Source organism: Ruegeria sp. BC2 (assembly GCF_056539245.1).
Map to the genome: position 1 here is coordinate 675374 of NZ_JBQFUQ010000001.1, position 18900 is coordinate 694273.

Here is an 18900-nt window from a genome sequence, read left to right on the forward strand (position 1 = left end):
GCGCATTCCGCGAGCGCTCTTGCCGTGGCCCGCGATTACTTTGACCCCATGAGGCCGGGTAACCTGTTTTGTGGCAAAACGGGCCGGGCAGGGGGCATGTCATCGCGCCGGATATCGGATCAACAGGCAGCGGCCCCGCAGCTTGGGCTAGGAATTGCGGTCCTCGCGTGCTGATCCAATGCCAAGGATCAGGTCAGCGCATCGTTCGCCCAGAATCATGGCGGGTGCGTTTGTGTTGCCTGCGTTGATGTCCGGCACGGCGGACATGTCGCACACCCGCAAGCCCTCGATTCCGCGCACGCGCATTCTGGGGTCCAACACGGCCATTCCATCACCGTCCCGGCCCATTCTGGCCGTGCCCGCCGGGTGATAGTTGGTTTTCACGAACCGTTTGCAATGTGCTCGCAGCGTCTGGTCGTCGTCCGCCGTCGGAATCACGATTTCGCGGATCCTTTGTGCAAGCGGGCCCGAGGTGAATGCTCGACGAAAGAAACGCTGCCCCAGGATCATCTCCTGCATGTCGTCTTCATGCTTCAGAAGATTCGGCGAAACTACTGGCATGGCGTCGGGGTCTGCCGAGCGAAGCCGAACCTCTCCGCGTGATTTCGGTTTGACCACGACAGTCGTGACGGTCAGGCCAAAGTCATCTTGCACCTCGTCAAGCGCGTCGCGATCCAGATAGACGATGGGAACGCAAAATGCCTGAATGGTCGGTTCTCCATCAGGGTTCGACGGATTGACGAACGCGCCGGCTTCTACCCCGGCCGAAGTCACCGGGCCGCTGCCGAACAGCTTGAACTGGATGCCGTTGCGCAGCATCCGCCAGCCCTCACCTTGTTTGAAATATCCGTAGGGGCCGTTGGCAAAGGCGGTGATCGGAACTTCGGGGTGGTCGATCAGGTTTTGGCCGACCCCGGGCAATGGGCAGACCACGGGAATATCGTGTTCAGCAAGATGTGCATCCGGTCCGATACCCGACAGCATTAGAATTTTCGGCGTGACGAGGGCGCCAGCCGCAAGCACAACCTCACCATCACATCGGACGGTGTGGGACCCGCGTTTGTCTCGATACTGCACGCCGACGGCCCGGTCGTTTTCGATGATGACTTTGCTGACCTTTGCGCCCAACCGGACGGTCAAATTCGGGTTCGCCTCAAGTGGAGCGAGGAAAGCGTAAGCTGACGAGCTGCGCTTCCCGGCGCGATTGGTGAACTGATAGAACCCGACGCCGCGCTGCGATGCGCCGTTGAAGTCCGTGTTGAATGGTTCGCCAAGGGCTTGCACCGACTGAACGAACCAACGGGACATGTCGTCGATATGCCCCGGATCCGAGACCTGCACCGGACCGTCGCTGCCATGCAGGTCGTTGTGCAGCCTGTTGTTGCCTTCCATCCTGCGGAAATAAGGCAGCACATCATCCCATCCCCAACCGACGCCGTCGTTGGTCTGTCGCAGCAGGTCGTTCCATGCGTCATAGTCAGAAGGTCGACCGCGCATATAGACCTGCGCATTCACCGACGACCCGCCGCCCAGAACGTTGGCCTGCGGAATGTCATGCACGCGGCCGTCCAGGTGGCCCTGCGGTTCGGTCTGGTGGTAGGTCATGAACTTGGACCCGTTGATCATCTTGAAGATACCCGGCGGCATGTCCAGCAGTGGATGGCGATGCGAATGCCCCGCCTCCAGCACCAGAACCCTGCACTTGCCTTTGTTGACCAGCCGCGCTGCTACCGCGGCGCCGGCCGAGCCGCCGCCGATGACGATGTGATCGAAGGTTTCCGTCATGATTTCGCCTTCAGGTCCGGCGTTTGGGCTCGCTGATCGAGTCGCGCTCGACCAGTTCGCATTCCAGCTTCACGAGTGGATGCCGCTGACCGTCCGTCGGTCCATGGAACAGCTGTTCGACGACCCAGCGTCCCATCGCCCGGGTGGGAAGGATCATCGACGTCAGGGGCGGCGACAGGTGCCGCGCGGTTTCGTCATCGTCAAATCCGATGACTGAAATGTCCTCGGGGATGGACAGGCCAAGTTCCTTGAGAGCCTCATAGCAGCCGATGGCCATGCGGTCATTCTGGCAGAAAATGGCGGTTGGCGGAGAGGGCAGGTCCATCAATTCGCGCGTGGCGGCGTAGCCTGCGCTGGGCAGCCAGTTGCCCTCGATGACCAAATCCTCGTCAAATGGGATGTCGGCGGAAGCCAGGGCGTTTCTGTACCCGGTCGTACGCCCGGCGGCGCATTCCATGAACGGCTCGCCGGTGATGGTGGCAATTCGTTTGTGCCCGGCCTTGATCAGGGCGTTGGTCGCCGTATGTCCGGCAGCGACTTCGCCGGGGATCACCGCAGGAAAAGAGAGGTCGTCGCAAAAGCAGTTCAACAGCAGAACCGGAGTGGCCGTCTGCCTGAGGATCTCCGGCACGACCACCCGCCGCGTAAAAACGGTCGCGTAGATGATGCCTGCAACCTGTTGGTCGAGGAAATACCTCAGCGTTCTGGGCTCGACCTCGGGGTCGTTTTGTGTTTCGGCCAGCAACACAAGGTTTCCGGTGTCCCGAACGGCCTGTTTTACCCCGTTGAACGCGTTCACCATCTCGGGGCTCGACGCCAGATCATCCACGACGAAAGCTATGGTTCCGTCCAGCGCCGCGGGCCGGCGCGCGCTGTCCTGGGGTTTCCTGAGTTGAGAGGGCATGGCGTATCCAAGCGTGTTGGCGGCATCCAGGACCCGTTGCTTGGTATCCTCGGAGATCTTGACGGAATCATTCTTGTTGAGAACCAGCGATACTGTCGTCTGCGAACACCCGGCGACGCGCGCAATGTCGTGCATCGTCACGCGCTGCCGGCCCGCGACTCGTCCTACACCCCTGTGCTGCCCGGCTTTGTTCGCTTGATCGTTCATCGCTCAACCTTTTTGTTCGCATCCTTTTTATCGACTATGCGGAGGGTGCGCAACTAATATTAGTAGGTGATAATTAATATTAGTGTTGACGAAATAATATTATTAGTGTTTTGATCGGCGGTGCGGTCGCCATTGTGGTCTGGCCGAGCAAGTGCGGGAGGCGAAATTGCGGTCTGTAGTGGGGGAGTTGGGTCAAGTCGTTCGCCATTCGATGTTCATCGATGGCCGCTTTGCCGACTTTGACGCGGACGCGGTCGATGTCGAAAACCCTGCAAATGAAGAGATCGTAGCACAGGTTCCAGATGGTGGTGCCATGCATGCCGATGCGGCGGTCGAGGCGGCCCGCAGGGCTTTTGGCGCGTGGTCTGCGCGCCCGGCGATCGAGCGGGCGCAAATGGTCCGAAAGCTCGCCGAGGCCATCCGGGTCGACGCCGCGCGTCTGGCTGCTTTGATCACAGCCGAGCAGGGCAAGCCGATCTCGCAGGCCCGAGGTGAAGTGGATGCCGCCGCTACCTTTCTTTGCCATGCAGCTGAAGAGGCCCGGCGGATTTCGGGAGACATAGTGGCCTCGGACAACAGGTCCGAAGAAATCCAGATTCGGCGCCATCCCTATGGGGTTGTCGTTGCGCTGACGGCCTGGAACTATCCCTTGGCATTGGCCGCCAGAAAAATCGGGCCAGCGCTGGTCGCGGGCAACACCGTTGTTTTGTTGGGGCATGAAATCACGCCGCTGTCGGGTCTTGCGATTGCCGAACTTGCGGACAAGGTCGGCTTTCCGCCCGGAGTTCTGAATGTTCTTACGGGGAAAGGGCCGGTGGTTGGGCAGCGGTTGGTCGAACACCCCGATACGTCGCTGATCACGATGACCGGCAGCACGCGCGCCGGGAAAGAGATTTTTCGCACAGCGGCCGACCGGATCAAGGTTGTCCGGCTCGAGCTTGGGGGCAAGGCTCCGTTCATCGTGATGGAGGATGCGGATGTTGACGCCGCCGTTTCGGCCGCCATTGCCGCCCGGTTTGCCAATTGCGGCCAGATCTGCACCTGCAACGAGCGTATGTATCTGCATCGCGGCATTGCAGATCAATTCTTGGAAAAATTCGTGTCAGAAGCCCGCGCATTGTCGATCGGGGATCCGATGGAGGACTGCGATCTGGGGCCCAAAGTCAGCAAGGTCGAAGTGACCAAGGTCGCCGAAATCATCCAACGCAGCATCGCAGAGGGTGCCACGGTGCATCTCCAAGGTGGGCCTTTGACGGACGGCGCGCACGGCAAAGGGCACTGGATGTCCCCGACCGTTCTTGAGGTCTCCGACAACGGCAATGCCGCGATGCAGGAGGAGGTCTTTGGTCCCGTGGCGACAGCCATGCGAGTCGATGATTTTGATCAGGCGATAGCCTTGGCGAATGACACGTCATTCGGGCTGTCCGCCTATCTCTTTACGGCATCGCACCGCCGATTGATGGAGGCCCCGAGCCGTTTGAAGTTCGGCGAACTGTACCTGAACCGTTCGAACGGCGAAGCCGTGCAGGGGTTTCACACTGGTTGGGGGCTGTCCGGGGTTGGGGGCGAAGACGGCGCCTATGGCTTCGATGGCTATCTGAGGAAACAGACGACTTACATGAATTGGGCATGACCTGAAAACTCGCGGTCAAAACGGAGGCGACCGCACCAATGGAGGAGGAATAACCATGAAACGAAGAACTCTTTTGATCTCGACGGTTGTCGCAGGTGCGCTGTTGGGCACCACGGCGATGGCACAGGATCTGCCGCCGCTTGAGCAGAAAGATCGCTACAAGGTCGGCTTTGCGCAGATGGAGTCGAACAATCCCTGGCGCATTGCCGAGACGAAATCGTTCCATGACACGGCCGAGGCCTGCGGCTGGGATCTTATCGCGACGGATGCGGCCGGATCTGCGGCCAAGCAGGTTGCGGATGTGGACAGCATGATCGCCCAAGGCATCGACGTCCTGTTCCTGCCCCCGCGGGAAGAAAAGCCGCTGATCCCGGCCGTTATGAAGGCTCGTGCCGCCGGCATTCCGACCTTTCTGGTGGACCGCTCGGTTGATCCGGCCGTCGCCAAGCCGGGCGAACATTTCGTGGCATTCCTTGGATCGGACTTCATTGATCAGGGCAACCGGGCCGCGCAATGGCTGATGGAAAATTTCGAGGGCGACAAAGGCATCATCGTCCAGTTGGAAGGCACGACAGGGTCCTCGCCTGCAAATGACCGCAAAAAGGGTTTCGACGACGCGATCGCAGCGGATGACCGTTTTGAGATCGTGGCCTCTCAGACCGGGGACTTTGCACGCGACCTGGGTCGTCAGGTGATGGAAACCCTGCTGCAGGCGCATCCCGACGTGAACGTGGTCTACGCCCACAATGACGAGATGGCGATCGGCGCGATCCAGGCTCTGGAACTGGCGGGCCGCAAGCCCGGCGAGGACGTGACCATCGTTTCGATCGACGGGACACGCGATGCGCTACAAGCCATCATCGACGGCAAGATGGGCGTCACGGTCGAAAGCTCGCCCTTCTTCGGCCCACTGGCCTGTGAAGTCATGAAGAAATACGCGGCTGGCGAGGCGATCCCGGAATGGGTGAAAGTCGAAGATCGCATCTTTACCAAGGACAACGCGGCCGATCACATCGACGAAGCCTATTGATTCTCCCTGGTGGGTGGTGCTGGCTTGTGGTCGGCGCCGCCTGCAAGCAATCGGAGGAAGACATCTCATGAATGCGCTCGTCTCGATGTCGGGAATTGAAAAGTCCTTTGCCGGCGTACCGGCACTCAGCCAGGCCAGCCTGAAGATCGCACCGGGCGAGGTTCATGCGCTGATCGGTCAGAACGGTGCCGGCAAATCGACGATGATCAAGGTCCTGACCGGAGTTTACGACCGGGATGCCGGCGACGTGCATCTGGCGGGTGTGCCGAGCCGCATCTCCACTCCGCGCGAAGCGCAGGAATCCGGAATTGCCACGATCTATCAAGAGCTCAACCTGGTGCCGCTGCGGTCAGTGACCGAGAACATCATCTTGGGGTACGAGCCCAAACGTCTTGGCTTTCTGGTCGACTGGCGCGAAGGCAACAGGCGCGCACGCGAGGTTCTTGCGCGCTTTGGCATAGATATCGACGTGACCGAGCCGCTGGGAAATTTCTCGACGGCGATCCAGCAATTGGTTGCGATTGCGCGGGCTGTGTCATTGGACGCAAAGCTGGTGATCATGGACGAACCCACCTCGTCATTGGATGCCAGCGAGGTCGAGGTTCTGTTCGGTGTGGTGCGCGAGTTAAAGAAACAGGGCGTTTCCGTCCTGTATGTCTCGCATTTTCTCGATGAGCTGTTCCAGATCTGCGACCGGGTCACAACGATGCGAGACGGCCGCACAGTCAGCACGCGCAACGTGCAGGACACGACCAAACTGGAAATGATCGCGGACATGCTGGGCCGCAACAAGGACGAGATCGCGGCAGACGGGCTCACGGACTTCGCCGGCGCTAAGGCCAAGAAAGGCGATATCGTTTTGCGGGCTGTCTCTGTCTCGACAGGCCCGCGACTGACGCATTTCGACCTCACGCTCCACCGCGGGGAGATCGTTGGGCTGGGCGGGCTTCTGGGCTCTGGCCGGACAGAGGCTGCGCGCGCGTTGTTCGGTGTGGACGGGGCCCGCAGCGGCGCAATCGGGCTGCACGGTGCGGTCGGGCAACCGTCCGGACCGGGTGACGCGATCGCAAACGGGGTCGGCTTTCTGACCGAAGATCGCAAGGCCGAAGGGATCATTCCTGACATGTCCGTGCGCGAGAACATGACGCTGGCCCTGCTGCCGAAACTGGCCAGCCGTGGTCAGATCGACTTTGCCCGCGAGCGCGAGATCGTTCAGGCCTTCATCGACGATCTGGGTATCAAGGCGGCGCATATGGACCAACCCATTCGCGAGTTGTCCGGCGGCAACCAGCAGAAGGTACTCCTTGCCCGTTGGCTGGCGACGCAGCCAGACATCCTGATACTGGACGAACCGACCCGAGGCGTGGATGTCGGCGCCAAGCGAGAGATCCAATCTTTCATTCGGTCTTATGTCGAAAAGGGGTTCGGCGTTGTCCTCATCAGTTCGGAATTCGAAGAACTGGTGGAAGGCGCTGACCGCATCGTGGTCATGCACGAGGGGCGCTCGGTCAAGGAACTGACCAACCCCGGGATTACCGAGAATATACTGGTGCGCGCGCTTGCGCATCATGAAGAAGGAACTGGTTCATGGACCGCGCAATGAAGTTGCCGCAACGGGTCGCATCGATGCCCTTTCGCTTTCATGGCGGCATCGCCGCGTTGGTCGCCCTGCTGGTGTTCAATGCGTTTTTCACCCCAAATTTCCTGCAGCTGCAGACCCTGTTCGTGAATATCAGTCAGGTTGCCACGATCGCCATCGTGGCCATGGGCATGACGCTGGTCATCGCCACGGGTGGGATCGATCTGTCGGTTGGCGCGGTCATGGCTTTGGCCGGGGCGCTGGCTCCACTGATCTTTCTGTCGGATCTGGGCGCCGCCAATCCGATGCTTGGCGTCACTTTGGCCATTGTCCTGCCGCTGCTCGTCGCGGGTTTATGCGGGGTATTCAACGGCGTGATGGTTGCTGTGTTGAACGTGCAGCCCATCGTTGCGACGCTCATTCTCTTCATCTCTGGTCGGGGTATTGCCCAAGTCTTGACGAACGGGAACCTGCAGACATTTTCCAACCCTTCATTCAGTTATCTTGGAACCGGCAAGGTGCTTGGCTTGCCGTTCCAGGGGTGGCTGGCGCTGGCGATTGCCTGTGTGCTGTTTTGGGTGATCACCAGAACCACTTGGGGCCGCTACCTGCTGGCGATCGGCGGCAATGAACGTGCGGCCTATCTGGCGGGTGGTCCCGTCCGGCGGGTCAAGATCGGGGCCTATGTCATCTGCGCGGTGCTTGCAGGCCTGGCCGGTCTGATCGTGGTTGCGATCAACTCGGCCTCGGACGCCGCGCGCAACGGCAATCTGATGGAGCTTGATGCCATCGCGGCCGCTGTCGTTGGCGGGGCTCTTTTGCAAGGCGGGCGGGCGCCGATCTTTGGCGCCATTCTGGGTGCCGTGATCATCCAGTTGGTCAAATATACATTGTTGGCCAACGGGGTAGAGGACGAAGTTGCACTGATCGCCAAAGCCGTCATCATAATCCTGGCCGTTTGGGTCCAGCAGTTCCGGAGGGCTTGATCGATGTTGGATGAAACGGCTTTTGACCTGCGAAAGTACCTTCGGCGCAATTCGGCCTCGGTGACGGTGTGGATCGCACTGCTGGCTTTGATTCTGTTCGGGCTGATGCGCTATGACAACTTTGGCAGCGCCTACAACTTCTCGTCTTTCCTGAACTACAACGCGATGTTCATCGCGATCGCGCTGGGCATGTGTTTCGTGATCATGACCGGCGGGATTGATCTGTCGGTTGGATCCGTGGCGGCCTTTACATCGGTCGTTGCGGCTTATCTCAGCCCATACGGGATTCAGGTTGCGCTGCCGGGGGCCGTGCTTGCCGGGGTGGGCTTCGGGGCGATCAACGCCTTTTGCATTATCGTCCTTCGGATCCCGCCCTTCATCGCCACGCTGGCGACCATGTTGGCCGCTAAAGGCGGCGCATTGGTGATTTCGGGCGCCCAGACAATTTCGGTTGATTGGGGGTCGAACTTCACCAAGCTTGGTATGGGGCAGGCGTTCGGCCTGTTTCCATGGGCAATCGTCATCGTGGCCGGACTGACGCTGGCACTTTGGCTGGTGCTGGAAAGAACAACCATCGGGCGGACCGTTTTGGCGATCGGGGGCAGCGAGGATGCCTCGAACCTCATGGGTCTGAAGGTGAATCGCGCCAAGGCTTTCGTCTACCTGCTTTCGGGCGGCTGCGCAGGGCTGGCTGGCGTCTTTCTGGCCTCGGGTTTTGGAGCAGGACAACCCCTTGAGGGTATTGGCTGGGAATTGTCGGCCATCGCGTCCGTCGTTGTGGGCGGTACCTTGTTGACAGGTGGGATGGGGTCGATCCCTGCGACCGTGGCCGGAGCGCTTTTGCTGGGTCTGGTTTTCAACGTTCTGAACTTTGAAAACGGTCAGGGCACCATCAGTTTCAGCGCCTACTGGCAGATGGTCATACGTGGAGGCTTTCTTTTTGCGGTCATCCTTTTACAGTCTCGGGTTATTGCCAGGCAGCAGAAGGTCTTGGGTTCGTGAATCGCATAGAAAGTGTTTCAGCGCGGCTGTTCAACGTCCCGCTCGCCGAAGTCCTGGTCGATGCCAAACACGGGGATCACACGTTCTTTCAATTGATCACCGTCACCATTCAAACGTCGGATGGGGTCGAGGGGGTTGGGTACACCTATACGGGCGGCAAGGGCGGTCATGCCATCTTGGCGATGATCCAGCATGACCTAGCGCCGTTCCTGGTTGGACAAGACGCCGAACAGATCGAAAGCCTGTACGATGCCATGCAGTGGCATGTGCACTACGTTGCGCGGGGCGGGATCGCCTCGTTCGCCATCTCGGCCGTGGATATTGCCCTTTGGGACATTCGTGGCAGAACGCAGAATGCACCGCTGTGGCAAATGGCTGGTGGAGCGTCCAAACGTTGCAAGGCCTACGCCGGCGGGATCGACCTGAATTTCTCGCTGGAGAAACTGCTGCGGCAGACCGAAGGCTACCTTGCGCGTGGGTTCAACGCGGTCAAGATCAAGGTTGGGCAACCGGATCTCGCCGATGATCTGGCGCGCGCACGGGCGGTGCGCGCGATGCTGGGGCCGGACCGGTTCTTCATGGTCGACGCGAATTACTCCATGAGCGTCGAGCAGGCCATCGTGGCAGCCCGAGGGTTTGCCGACTGCGATATCCTGTGGTTCGAGGAGCCGACAATTCCAGACGATTACAAAGGCTATGGCCGAATTGCCGAAGCCACGGGTGTTCCCCTTGCCATGGGTGAAAACCTGCACACGATTCACGAATTCGAGTACGCCTTCGACGACGCAAAGCTGAGTTTCATTCAACCCGATGCCTCAAACTGTGGCGGGATTACCGGCTGGTTGCGCGTGGCCGCGCTAAGCGCCCAGCACGGCATTCCGGTTTGTAGCCATGGTATGCAGGAGCTGCACGTCAGCCTTGTTTCTGCGCAACCCAATGCGGGTTGGCTGGAAGTACACTCATTCCCGATAGACCAGTACACGACCCGTCCGCTTGTCGTGGAAGACTGCCTGGCCGTGGCCCCGGATACGCCGGGGACCGGAGTGGAATTCGACTGGGACAAACTGAATGCGGAACACAAGGAGATGCATACATGACGACCCAGACGATCTCTGCGGCGTACTACAGGGGCAACAAGAGCTTTGCCGTGGAACAGGCCCAGGCGACGGCTCCGGGCCCCGGCGAGGCCGCCATTCGCGTTGCGTATTGCGGGATTTGCGGGACGGATATGCACGTCTACCACGGCAACATGGATGCCCGTGTCGGTCTGAACCGGGTAATCGGGCACGAGATGTCCGGTGTCGTCGAAGCGGTGGGCGAGGGCGTCGATACGGTAAAACCCGGCCAGAAGGTCGTGGTCCGACCGCTGGATCACTGCGGAGAATGCCCGGCCTGCAAACGGGGGCATCAGCATATCTGCCAGAACCTCAAATTTCTCGGCCTCGATACCGATGGTGCCATGCAAGAGATCTGGACCGTTCCGGCCCACACCTTGCACGTTCTACCGGATGACTTGCGCATGGATCACGCGGCGCTGATCGAGCCGGTCGCCGTTGCTTGCCACGATGTGCGGCTGTCTGGACTGCAGCCTGGCGAGGACGTCGTCGTCATCGGCGGTGGCCCGATCGGCATCCTGGTTGCCATGGTTGCGCGGGACGCGGGCGGAAACGTCGTGATTTCCGAAGTGAATCCGAACCGTCTGGCGATCGCAGAAAAACTTGGCTTTGATACGATCAACCCAACTGAGACCGATCTGGTGTCCACAATCAACGCGCGCACGGGCGACAAAGGGGCGGATGTGGTTTTCGAGGTATCGGGAACGCAGCCCGGTGTTGATGCGATGACCGCCGTTGCCGCGACGCGGGCTCGGATCGTGATGGTCGCGATCCATGCTCAAAAGCCCCAGATCGACCTGTTCCAATTCTTCTGGCGAGAGCTGCAACTGATCGGTGCTCGGGTCTATGAGCCGGAGGATTACGATAAGGCGATCGCAGTTGTCGCCTCGGGCGGAGTGGACGCGGATGTCGTGATCACTGATGTCAGCCCTCTGGCAGACATTCAGGCCGCGTTCGAAGCACTGGATCGCAGCCCAACCGCAATGAAAAGCCTGATCGAAGTAGGACCGCGTTCATGAGTGTTTTGCAAAGTTTCGACCTGACGGGAAAAACGGCACTTGTGACCGGGTGCAAACGCGGCATCGGGCGTGGCATGGCCGAGGCATTGGCATCGGCCGGAGCCGATATCATCGGAGTGTCGGCCTCGCTCGAGCTGTCCGGGTCAGAGGTCGAAAAAGTGGTCACGGCGATGGGGCGCAGGTTCCGGGCTTACCAATGCGACTTCACGGACCGCTCCGCGCTGCATGGGTTCATTGATCAGTTGAGGGCCGACGGGCAAACCCCTGATATCCTTGTCAACAATGCCGGCACGATCAAACGCAAGCCAGCCGCCGAACACCCGGACGACTGGTGGGACGAAGTGATTGAGGTCAACCTGTCCTCGCAGTTCGTCCTGTCCCGCGAGATCGGCAAGGACATGCTGGCGCGCGGCTCGGGCAAGATCATCTTCACCGCCTCGCTACTGACGTTTCAAGGCGGCATCACCGTGCCGGGCTACGCGGCCTCGAAAGGCGGGATTGGACAGCTGACCAAAGCTCTGGCCAATGAATGGGCCGGGCAGGGTGTGAACGTGAATGCGATCGCCCCCGGCTATATCGCGACCGACAACACCCAAGCCCTGCAGGACGATCCGGTTCGGTCGAAGTCGATCCTGGAACGAACACCCCAGGGCCGTTGGGGAACGCCAGGTGATTTTGCCGGACCTGTGGTCTTTCTGGCTTCTGCAGCGTCGGACTACGTCAACGGTGAAATCCTTGTTGTCGACGGGGGCTGGATGGGGCGGTAGCACCGTCAACGCTCCATGTGACCCAAGGCCTCAAGTCCCGATGTAGTGCACCTTCAATCGTCGTGTCTTGGGTGCCTCGCGATGTTCGAACAGGTACAGGCTTTGTACGCGACCCAGCGGAAGCTGTCCCTGTTCGACCGGGATCGACACCTGCGTTTGCGTCAACAGCGCCCGCAGGTGCGATGGCGCGTTGTCGTCTTCGCTCGGGCGGTGGTGATACTTGCCTGGTGACTTGGGGACCAGTTCTTCGAAGAACCTCTCGATATCCTTAACCACCTCGGGATCGGCATTGGCCTGCACCAACAGCGCGGCACCGGTGTGGACGCACCAAAGGGTCAGCAGGCCCGAGACAAACTCATGTTCGGAAACCGCACGCTGAACCACCCCGCTGATGTCGGTCAGGGATTTGCCGGGCGTTTCAATGGACAATTCAAAAAACTCTTGCTTCATCCATCAGATCCTTTCCTTGATTTTGCGGGAGTGTGCCCAGCTTTCCGCGCCCCATTCGGCATTCAACTTGGAGGCTTAAGTATCTGATTTGTAACACTCTAGAGCTTTCATTCATGCAAACAGGCTTTTGAACTTGTCTATGCACAGACGAAACCCATCTTCGAAATTTCCGTTGCCGGGATGATAAACGCTTTCGAAGGAAATCACGCCTTCATAGCCGTCGGATCTGAGCGCGTCCGCGATGGGTTGGAACAGAGGCGCAAGCTGACCTTCCCCCATGCGGCGCACTTCCAGCGTTGCCCGCGGTGTATCGACCTTTACGTCCTTGATGTGAATGTGCCCCAGATAGCCGCCGCGCAGTTCTTCGTAACCGTCCGGGTATGCCAGTTCATGGCACCAGCAGTTGTTTCCGGGGTCCCAAAGAACTTTCAGCGCATCCTTTGCATCCAACTCGTCGATCAGTTTGCGGGCGGTATAGTTCGAATTGACCAGCGTGCCGTTTCCGGTTTCCACGACAAGCGTCACGCCCTCAGCCCTGGCCAGTTCAACCGCCGGCGCGATCAGCGGTGGCATCGAGTCCCATACCCCATGCGCCACGTTCCACTTCTCGGCGCCGTTTTTTCCCCAGAGTATCTGCTCTTTTCGTTGGGTCATGATCCGAACCAGCGGAGACCCCATGACATGCGCCATGTCGATCACGCGTTTCAAGGCGTCCATGTGTCGGGTGTGCAGCTCGTCACCGGGCCTGTTGGCAGCTGTCATCCCCGCGAAGATATGGCGCGACAGACAGGACACAGGCTTGCCCCGGTCGCGCAAGAGCGCGTCGATTTCGGCAATTTCCTGCGGGGAATGGTCCCCGACCTCGGTGTCGCCTACGAACTGAAGTTCTGCATAGTCCAGACCGAATTCGTCCATCACGTCCACGGCATGCCGCAGATCGCGGGAAATGCCGTCGCAAATCACACCTAATTTCATGTCCGGTCCCCTCAGCGATGCAATTCTGCGCCAACGATCTCTTCGATGACGCGGGTACACACCCAGTTGTCGCCGTTCGGGTATTTGGTTTTTCCGGCGTGAAAGATCTGCATAGCGGATGATGCTGTGTGCATGGGAACGCCCAACGCACCGGCCAGTGCCAGAGAGATCGTCAGGTCCTTGTGCATGGTTGCGATGTGGCTGCCAGTAGCCTCGAACTTGCGATCAATGATGTTTTCAAGGGCGGTATTCACCACACCGCACCCCGCGCTAGAGGATGAGAACACGTCAAGCAATGCTTGACCGCTGACACCGGCTTTGGCCGCCAGGGCCGCAGCCTCGAATGTGGCGGAAAAGATCGATCCGATTAGGGATTGCAGGCAGGCTTTCACGGTTTGCCCGTCGCCGGCGTTTGCTCCGACCCGGTGAATGGTTGCCGACACTGCCTGCATGACTTCGGCATTTCGGTCCAGCACATCCGAAGCTCCGGCAGCCATCATCGTCAATGTGCCGTTCTGCGCGCCGGGAAACCCACCCGAGACCGGAGTGTCGATCAGGTGGATGCCCGAACCTTCCATGTCTTGCCCGATCGCGCTTGCTTCGGCCGGGGTAATGGTCGCCGACAGGATGACCGTTCCGCCTTCGGCCATGTTCGCAACCAGTCCGTTTTCTCCCAGAATGACATCGCGGGCCTGATCTCCGTTCATCACCATGACAAACACGCTGGCGGCATGACGGCCGACCTGTCCCACGCTGTCCTTAGGCAGGCCGCCCATGTCGGTAAATGCCGTCATACGCGTCTCACTCAAGTCGAAACCAGATGTTTCAAAGCCATTCTTGATCAGGTTCTTGGCAAGGCCGCTGCCCATGTCGCCAAGACCGATTACGCCTGCTGTTTTCATTTGGACTCCTCCCGTTTTTCCGCCATTTCGCTATGGCAGACGTTTCGAAAAATGATGCTCAATTGCATCGGTTTTCGCGGGAGTTTCACGCGTCTAAAACAGACGTCGGGCGAGTCCGGAAGACACCCCGCTGCCCGTTTACGTACCGTAAGTAAACGAAGAATGCGGCGTTCAGGCAAGCAAAGAAGTGGTGCGGCGGAAAGAAACCGCCTGATCCGACGCGTTACAAGAACGCCGCCATGATGCCGCGCAGTTCGGCCAACCCGCGCATTCGTCCGATCAGTGGATAGCCGGGAGTGCTGTGTCCGCCCAGATCGCTCAGCAGCTCTTGTCCGTGGTCGGGTCGCATCGGAATTTGCCAGTCGTCTCGCCCTTGGGATTTGCGGCGGCGTTGTTCGTCCATCAGCTCGCGAATGGTTCCGACCATGTCGGTGTCGCCCTCCAGATGCGGAGCCTCATAGAAATCCGGCTTTTGGCTGTCCGACCCCGCGATGCGCCGGGTGTTTCGCAAGTGAACAAAGTGAATCCGGCCGCCATGCCGGCGCACGAACTCCGGCCCATCGAATTCAGGGGAAACACCCAGCGATCCGGTACACAAGGTTGCGCCGTTCGCGGGCATATCAACCGCATCCAGTACGGCGCCGTAGTCCTCGGTGCTGGACATGATCCTTGGAAGACCGAGCAACGAGAAGGGCGGATCATCGGGATGACAGCACAAGCGCAGCCCCAATTGTTGGGCGACCGGGGCGACCTCAGACAGGAAGTCGATGAGGTTTGCGCGCAGTCGGTCACAGTCTATCTCGGCATATGTCTGCAGCAAGCCGCGTACGTCCTCTACGCTCCACTGATCGTTGGCGCCGGGCAGCCCCGCGGTGACATTGTGCTGCAACTGGGCCTTGGAGACATCCGACATGCGCGAAAAGCGATCTTTGGCCGCTTGCTGGACGGTGTTGGAATAGTCTTCGGACGCGCCCGGACGTTCGAGAATATGTATGTCAAAAACTGCGAAATCGGTCAGGTCGAACAGCATGGCCGTTCCGCCATGCGGCTGTGGGGCACGAAGGGCGGTGCGCGTCCAATCCAGGATCGGCATGAAGTTGTAGCAAACAACTTTGATGCCACTGGCGGATAGAGCCCTGAGGCTGGACTTGTACGCCTGCAGATGCTCGGCCATGTCCGCCGACTGCGTCTTGATCGCCTCGGAGACTGGCAGGCTTTCGACAACGTCCCAACTGTACCCGGCCGCGGCCAGAACGGCCTGCCGGTCGGCGATGCTCAGTTCATCCCAAGGCTGTCCGGGCGGGATGTGATGCAGCGCGGTGACGATTCCCTGAACCCCGACTTGATGGAGATCGGCCAATGCGATCGGATCCTCGGGTCCGAACCAACGCCAGCATTGTTTCATGGCAGCCATCCTTCATAAAGTGGGTGATCGGGCCTGATGGGAAGGGCAACGCGCTGCCCGGTGCGCGCCGCGTGATAAATCGCCGTCACAAGGCCGATGGACGCAGCGCCATCCTTCAGCGTAACGGCCGAATTTGCCTGGGACCGCAGCGCCTTGCCGACTTCGGCAAAAAACCCTTCGAACCCCGTTGGCTCGGCAGCGGCGGCTGCAAGAGCCGCGTCGATAGCGGCTTGATCCGCCGGGTCCCGCGCGACGAATGACCAGGGCGTTTGACCCGGGGCATAGGGTTCGGTGCCAGAGGTGGCGGTCAATTTTTCAAATACGAACCGCAGGCGGGTTTCATCCGTGGCAGCGCCCAAGGTGATGTTGCTTGTGCACAAGGCTCCGGAAGCCATGCCAAAGCAGATTGCGGCACAGTCTTCGGTCTCGATCGGGTTGACCCGCGTTGTGGTCATTGCAGACACCCAGGCGATATTGCCCGCGATATGTGTCAGCAGATCATGGTTGTGGATGGCATGGCCCAGCACTGCGCCGCCGCGTTCGCCGGCCCAAGTTCCACGCCACGGCACCGCGTAATAGTCTGCCCCTCGGGACCAATGGGTTTCAAGCGCGGCAGTTTGGACCGCTCCGGTCAGGCCTGCGCGTTGCAGGTGGCGCAGTTGGGCCAGTGACGGGCCCCACCGGTATTGAAAAACCGGAAACACATGCTTGCCCGCGTTGCGTGCGGCTGCCGTGATCCGATCCACATCCCGCATCGAGGTCGCAAGAGGCTTTTCGCAGACAACGTGTTTTCCTGCGGCCAGTGCCGCAAGCGTGGTTGGTACATGCAGATGCGGCGGCAGGCAGATGTCGATGACATCAATCGCCGAATCATCCAGAGCATCCTGAATGTTGGTCAATGCTCGAAAACCCGAGTTCTGCTGTATCTGTTCGATCCGGTCGATATTCTGGTCGACCACGGCGGCTACGCAAAAGGTGCGGTCAAGCCGTTCCAGAGCGTCCAGATGTTGCGCACCGATACCTGCACCAAGGATCGCAACGTTGATCATCTGCGTTCCGCCATTTCCTGCGCGCGCAGTGCCAGTTCCATGACCGTAAAGCAGTGGGTCTGCGTCATTGCGGTTTCGGTCCGGTTGAGGATGTCATCGGCCAGGCGCGCAAAGTAGGGAAGGCCGGCGTCGGATGCGTCGATCTTTTGGCAGGTTTCTCCGTTGACGAGGATCAGATGATCTGTCCCCGTGGCTCCACCCACGTCGACGTATTTCCGCAACTCGATATAGCCTTCGGTGCCCAGGATCGTCAGACGACCATCCCCCCAGTTTGGCAGGGCATCTGGCGTGAACCAGTCAACCCGGATGTACCCGGTGCCATTCTCGCCGCGCAGATTGACCTCGCCGAAATCCTGCAATCCGGGATCCTTCGGGTTTGCGTAGTTCGCCACATAGGCGTTCGTGATTTCTGCGCTTTTTGAACCTGTGTAATGCAGGAACTGATCGATCTGATGTGAGGCGATGTCGGTCAGAATGCCGCCATAGCGGTCACGCCGGAAGAACCATTCCGGCCGGGTTGCCCGGTTCAATCGGTGCGGGCCAAGTCCGACCGTCTGGACCACGCGCCCGATGGCACCGGCCTCGACCAGCTCGGTGGCCCGGGTGCTGACGGGCGTTTCGAACCGTTCCGAGAAGTTCACCGACCAGATCCGACCGGTGTCCGCAACCGTTCGCTTGATCTGGTCCAGTTGCTCGAACGTCGTGCAGCCCGGCTTGTCGCTCATGACATCCATGCCGTTCTGCATCGCGCGGACCGCCAACGCGGCCCTATCTGCCGGTATCGCTGAAATCAGCGCCAGATCCGCCCCGCTAGTCAGGGCGTCTTCCAGTCGGGCCAGCCGCGGAATATCGGGAAACCTTTTTACGTATCCCGCCAGCGTCTCCGGATCGCCCTGTGTCCAATAGCCAACGCAGTCCACGCCGATTTTGCGCATGTTTTCCGTCATGCCATAGATATGGCGATGGTCCAGGCCAAGGGCGACGCAGGTCAGGCTCATGAGATGACTCGTGTTTTCTGGCCGGTTCGATTGGCGATCTGCATCGCGTCGATGACGGCGTGGGTCAAAAGGGCACTGCGTCCGGTGGCCATAGGTTGCGTTCCACTGGAAACGGCCTTGGCGAAGTCCTCGATGACCGCCTGGTGCCACGCATGCGTGAACGCCATGGGATCGGCCCCTCCGCCTGTGGCGGCGGTTTCGCCGACCGAGGATTCCCGGCCGTCGAAAGTGGTCACGGTCAGGACACCTGACTCCAGATGCGCTTTGGCGTGCGTGCCCTGGATCGTGATGGACTCAGCAGCCCCGGGATATTCGGCGGTAGTTGCCATCAACGTTCCCACCGCGCCGTTGTCCATTTCAAAGATTGCACCCGCCCAATCCTCGGCCTCGAGGTTGTGTAGTGGAGTTTTTCTCATCACGGCCTGAATGTCCGAGATCGGCCCCAGCAGCCACATCGCAAGGTCAAGCGTGTGGATCGCCTGCGAGATCATGACGCCGCCACCGTCGCGTGCATAAGTGCCGCGCCCTGGCTCGTCATAGTAGCTCTGATCACGCCACCAGGGGACACGGATCTCGACCGTGGCGATCGTGCCCAGTTCCCCCTGTTCGATGGCCGACTTCAGCGCCTGCGAGGCGGCGCGGGCGCGGTGCTGAAAAACGATGCCCAGCGGTACGCCAGACACCTCGCACTGCTCGACAATGGCTTTCGCGGCGCCCAGCGTTCTTTCGATAGGCTTTTCCATCAGGATCGGTTTCGACGCGCTCGAAAGACTCCGAACCAACTCTGTGCGCTGATCGGGTGGGGTTGCGATGATCGCAAAGTCGACCTGTGGGTCGTTTGCGATTTCCTCGACCGAGACGAATGCGCGGGTCTCGTTTCGCCGCGCGAACGCAGCTGCCTTGTCGGGATTGCGCCCAAGGACTCCGGCAAGACTGAGGCCTTGATCCGATGCCCGAATGGCGGCGACATGCGTGCCGGAAACCATCCCCAAACCAATCAGCGCAATATTCATTCAATCCCCCGGATCACCCGGTCAGTCTGCGGGTTTGAACGGGAAAGATGCAACCATTAAAAACTGTGTTAACAATTGCGG

17 protein-coding genes are annotated in these 18900 nt (G+C 59.9%); 8 read left to right on the forward strand and 9 right to left on the reverse strand.

The window, feature by feature from the left end:
- Window positions 1-147 precede the first annotated feature (147 nt).
- Both ACR0CU_RS03300 and ACR0CU_RS03305 read right to left on the reverse strand, forming a co-directional pair.
- Complete coding sequence (locus tag ACR0CU_RS03300; protein WP_170445239.1) at window positions 148-1785, reverse strand: GMC family oxidoreductase; 1638 nt, start codon at window positions 1783-1785, stop codon at window positions 148-150.
- A gap of 10 nt (window positions 1786-1795) precedes the next feature.
- The gene (locus ACR0CU_RS03305) at window positions 1796-2896 is read right to left on the reverse strand and encodes a LacI family DNA-binding transcriptional regulator (RefSeq protein WP_254436530.1); all 1101 of its coding nucleotides are present in this window, start codon (window positions 2894-2896) and stop codon (window positions 1796-1798) included.
- A gap of 211 nt (window positions 2897-3107) precedes the next feature.
- Here ACR0CU_RS03305 and ACR0CU_RS03310 point away from each other — a divergent pair, with 211 nt between their 5' ends.
- The 8 genes from ACR0CU_RS03310 (at window position 3108) to ACR0CU_RS03345 (ending at window position 12027) form a co-directional block, all read left to right on the forward strand.
- Window positions 3108-4529: an aldehyde dehydrogenase family protein gene (locus tag ACR0CU_RS03310; RefSeq protein WP_170445242.1), complete on the forward strand. Its 1422-nt coding sequence runs from the start codon at window positions 3108-3110 to the stop codon at window positions 4527-4529.
- Between the two features lie 55 nt (window positions 4530-4584).
- A complete protein-coding gene (locus ACR0CU_RS03315; protein WP_170363761.1) occupies window positions 4585-5559 on the forward strand; it encodes an ABC transporter substrate-binding protein in 975 nt (324 codons plus the stop codon).
- Between the two features lie 67 nt (window positions 5560-5626).
- Window positions 5627-7162 (forward strand): sugar ABC transporter ATP-binding protein, encoded by a 1536-nt coding sequence (locus ACR0CU_RS03320; protein ID WP_254437524.1) that lies wholly within the window; start codon window positions 5627-5629, stop codon window positions 7160-7162.
- Window positions 7147-8124 (forward strand): ABC transporter permease, encoded by a 978-nt coding sequence (locus ACR0CU_RS03325; RefSeq protein ID WP_170339851.1) that lies wholly within the window; start codon window positions 7147-7149, stop codon window positions 8122-8124. The genes ACR0CU_RS03320 and ACR0CU_RS03325 overlap by 16 nt, the downstream gene beginning before the upstream one ends.
- 3 nt (window positions 8125-8127) lie before the next feature.
- Window positions 8128-9126: an ABC transporter permease gene (locus ACR0CU_RS03330; protein ID WP_170437081.1), complete on the forward strand. Its 999-nt coding sequence runs from the start codon at window positions 8128-8130 to the stop codon at window positions 9124-9126.
- On the forward strand, window positions 9123-10223 hold the full coding sequence (locus ACR0CU_RS03335) for a mandelate racemase/muconate lactonizing enzyme family protein (protein ID WP_170445245.1): 1101 nt from the start codon (window positions 9123-9125) through the stop codon (window positions 10221-10223). Before ACR0CU_RS03330 ends, ACR0CU_RS03335 begins: the two co-directional genes overlap by 4 nt.
- Window positions 10220-11260: a zinc-dependent alcohol dehydrogenase gene (locus ACR0CU_RS03340; RefSeq protein WP_170445248.1), complete on the forward strand. Its 1041-nt coding sequence runs from the start codon at window positions 10220-10222 to the stop codon at window positions 11258-11260. The genes ACR0CU_RS03335 and ACR0CU_RS03340 overlap by 4 nt, the downstream gene beginning before the upstream one ends.
- Window positions 11257-12027 (forward strand): SDR family oxidoreductase, encoded by a 771-nt coding sequence (locus tag ACR0CU_RS03345; RefSeq protein WP_170445251.1) that lies wholly within the window; start codon window positions 11257-11259, stop codon window positions 12025-12027. The genes ACR0CU_RS03340 and ACR0CU_RS03345 overlap by 4 nt, the downstream gene beginning before the upstream one ends.
- Window positions 12028-12057: 30 nt before the next feature.
- Here ACR0CU_RS03345 and ACR0CU_RS03350 read toward each other — a convergent pair whose 3' ends face one another.
- The 7 genes from ACR0CU_RS03350 to ACR0CU_RS03380 all read right to left on the reverse strand — a co-directional run bounded on the left by ACR0CU_RS03350 (window position 12058) and on the right by ACR0CU_RS03380 (window position 18819).
- Window positions 12058-12477, reverse strand: coding sequence for a secondary thiamine-phosphate synthase enzyme YjbQ (locus ACR0CU_RS03350; protein ID WP_170403924.1), 420 nt, complete (start codon window positions 12475-12477; stop codon window positions 12058-12060).
- A 111-nt stretch (window positions 12478-12588) separates the two neighbouring features.
- Window positions 12589-13452: a sugar phosphate isomerase/epimerase family protein gene (locus ACR0CU_RS03355; RefSeq protein WP_170445256.1), complete on the reverse strand. Its 864-nt coding sequence runs from the start codon at window positions 13450-13452 to the stop codon at window positions 12589-12591.
- Window positions 13453-13463: 11 nt separating this feature from the next.
- Entirely contained in the window at window positions 13464-14354 is an 891-nt protein-coding gene (locus ACR0CU_RS03360) for an NAD(P)-dependent oxidoreductase (RefSeq protein WP_170445259.1), read from the reverse strand.
- Window positions 14355-14577: 223 nt separating this feature from the next.
- Complete coding sequence (uxuA, locus tag ACR0CU_RS03365) at window positions 14578-15759, reverse strand: mannonate dehydratase (RefSeq protein ID WP_170445262.1); 1182 nt, start codon at window positions 15757-15759, stop codon at window positions 14578-14580.
- Window positions 15756-16808: a Gfo/Idh/MocA family protein gene (locus ACR0CU_RS03370; protein WP_170445265.1), complete on the reverse strand. Its 1053-nt coding sequence runs from the start codon at window positions 16806-16808 to the stop codon at window positions 15756-15758. Before ACR0CU_RS03370 ends, uxuA begins: the two co-directional genes overlap by 4 nt.
- Window positions 16805-17806, reverse strand: a complete 1002-nt coding sequence (locus tag ACR0CU_RS03375; RefSeq protein WP_170445268.1) for a Gfo/Idh/MocA family protein — start codon at window positions 17804-17806, stop codon at window positions 16805-16807. The genes ACR0CU_RS03370 and ACR0CU_RS03375 overlap by 4 nt, the downstream gene beginning before the upstream one ends.
- Entirely contained in the window at window positions 17803-18819 is a 1017-nt protein-coding gene (locus ACR0CU_RS03380) for a Gfo/Idh/MocA family protein (RefSeq protein WP_170445271.1), read from the reverse strand. Before ACR0CU_RS03380 ends, ACR0CU_RS03375 begins: the two co-directional genes overlap by 4 nt.
- Window positions 18820-18900: the final 81 nt, after the last annotated feature.

Bases quoted from the DNA above. Each gene is read 5' to 3' on its own strand.
- ACR0CU_RS03300 (WP_170445239.1), bottom strand. From the start codon at position 1,785: ATGACGGAAACCTTCGATCACATCGTCATCGGCGGCGGCTCGGCCGGC.
- ACR0CU_RS03305 (WP_254436530.1), bottom strand. From the start codon at position 2,896: ATGAACGATCAAGCGAACAAAGCCGGGCAGCACAGGGGTGTAGGACGA.
- ACR0CU_RS03310 (WP_170445242.1), top strand. From the start codon at position 3,108: ATGTTCATCGATGGCCGCTTTGCCGACTTTGACGCGGACGCGGTCGAT.
- ACR0CU_RS03315 (WP_170363761.1), top strand. From the start codon at position 4,585: ATGAAACGAAGAACTCTTTTGATCTCGACGGTTGTCGCAGGTGCGCTG.
- ACR0CU_RS03320 (WP_254437524.1), top strand. From the start codon at position 5,627: ATGAATGCGCTCGTCTCGATGTCGGGAATTGAAAAGTCCTTTGCCGGC.
- ACR0CU_RS03325 (WP_170339851.1), top strand. From the start codon at position 7,147: ATGGACCGCGCAATGAAGTTGCCGCAACGGGTCGCATCGATGCCCTTT.
- ACR0CU_RS03330 (WP_170437081.1), top strand. From the start codon at position 8,128: ATGTTGGATGAAACGGCTTTTGACCTGCGAAAGTACCTTCGGCGCAAT.
- ACR0CU_RS03340 (WP_170445248.1), top strand. From the start codon at position 10,220: ATGACGACCCAGACGATCTCTGCGGCGTACTACAGGGGCAACAAGAGC.
- ACR0CU_RS03345 (WP_170445251.1), top strand. From the start codon at position 11,257: ATGAGTGTTTTGCAAAGTTTCGACCTGACGGGAAAAACGGCACTTGTG.
- ACR0CU_RS03350 (WP_170403924.1), bottom strand. From the start codon at position 12,477: ATGAAGCAAGAGTTTTTTGAATTGTCCATTGAAACGCCCGGCAAATCC.
- ACR0CU_RS03355 (WP_170445256.1), bottom strand. From the start codon at position 13,452: ATGAAATTAGGTGTGATTTGCGACGGCATTTCCCGCGATCTGCGGCAT.
- ACR0CU_RS03360 (WP_170445259.1), bottom strand. From the start codon at position 14,354: ATGAAAACAGCAGGCGTAATCGGTCTTGGCGACATGGGCAGCGGCCTT.
- uxuA (WP_170445262.1), bottom strand. From the start codon at position 15,759: ATGAAACAATGCTGGCGTTGGTTCGGACCCGAGGATCCGATCGCATTG.
- ACR0CU_RS03370 (WP_170445265.1), bottom strand. From the start codon at position 16,808: ATGATCAACGTTGCGATCCTTGGTGCAGGTATCGGTGCGCAACATCTG.
- ACR0CU_RS03375 (WP_170445268.1), bottom strand. From the start codon at position 17,806: ATGAGCCTGACCTGCGTCGCCCTTGGCCTGGACCATCGCCATATCTAT.
- ACR0CU_RS03380 (WP_170445271.1), bottom strand. From the start codon at position 18,819: ATGAATATTGCGCTGATTGGTTTGGGGATGGTTTCCGGCACGCATGTC.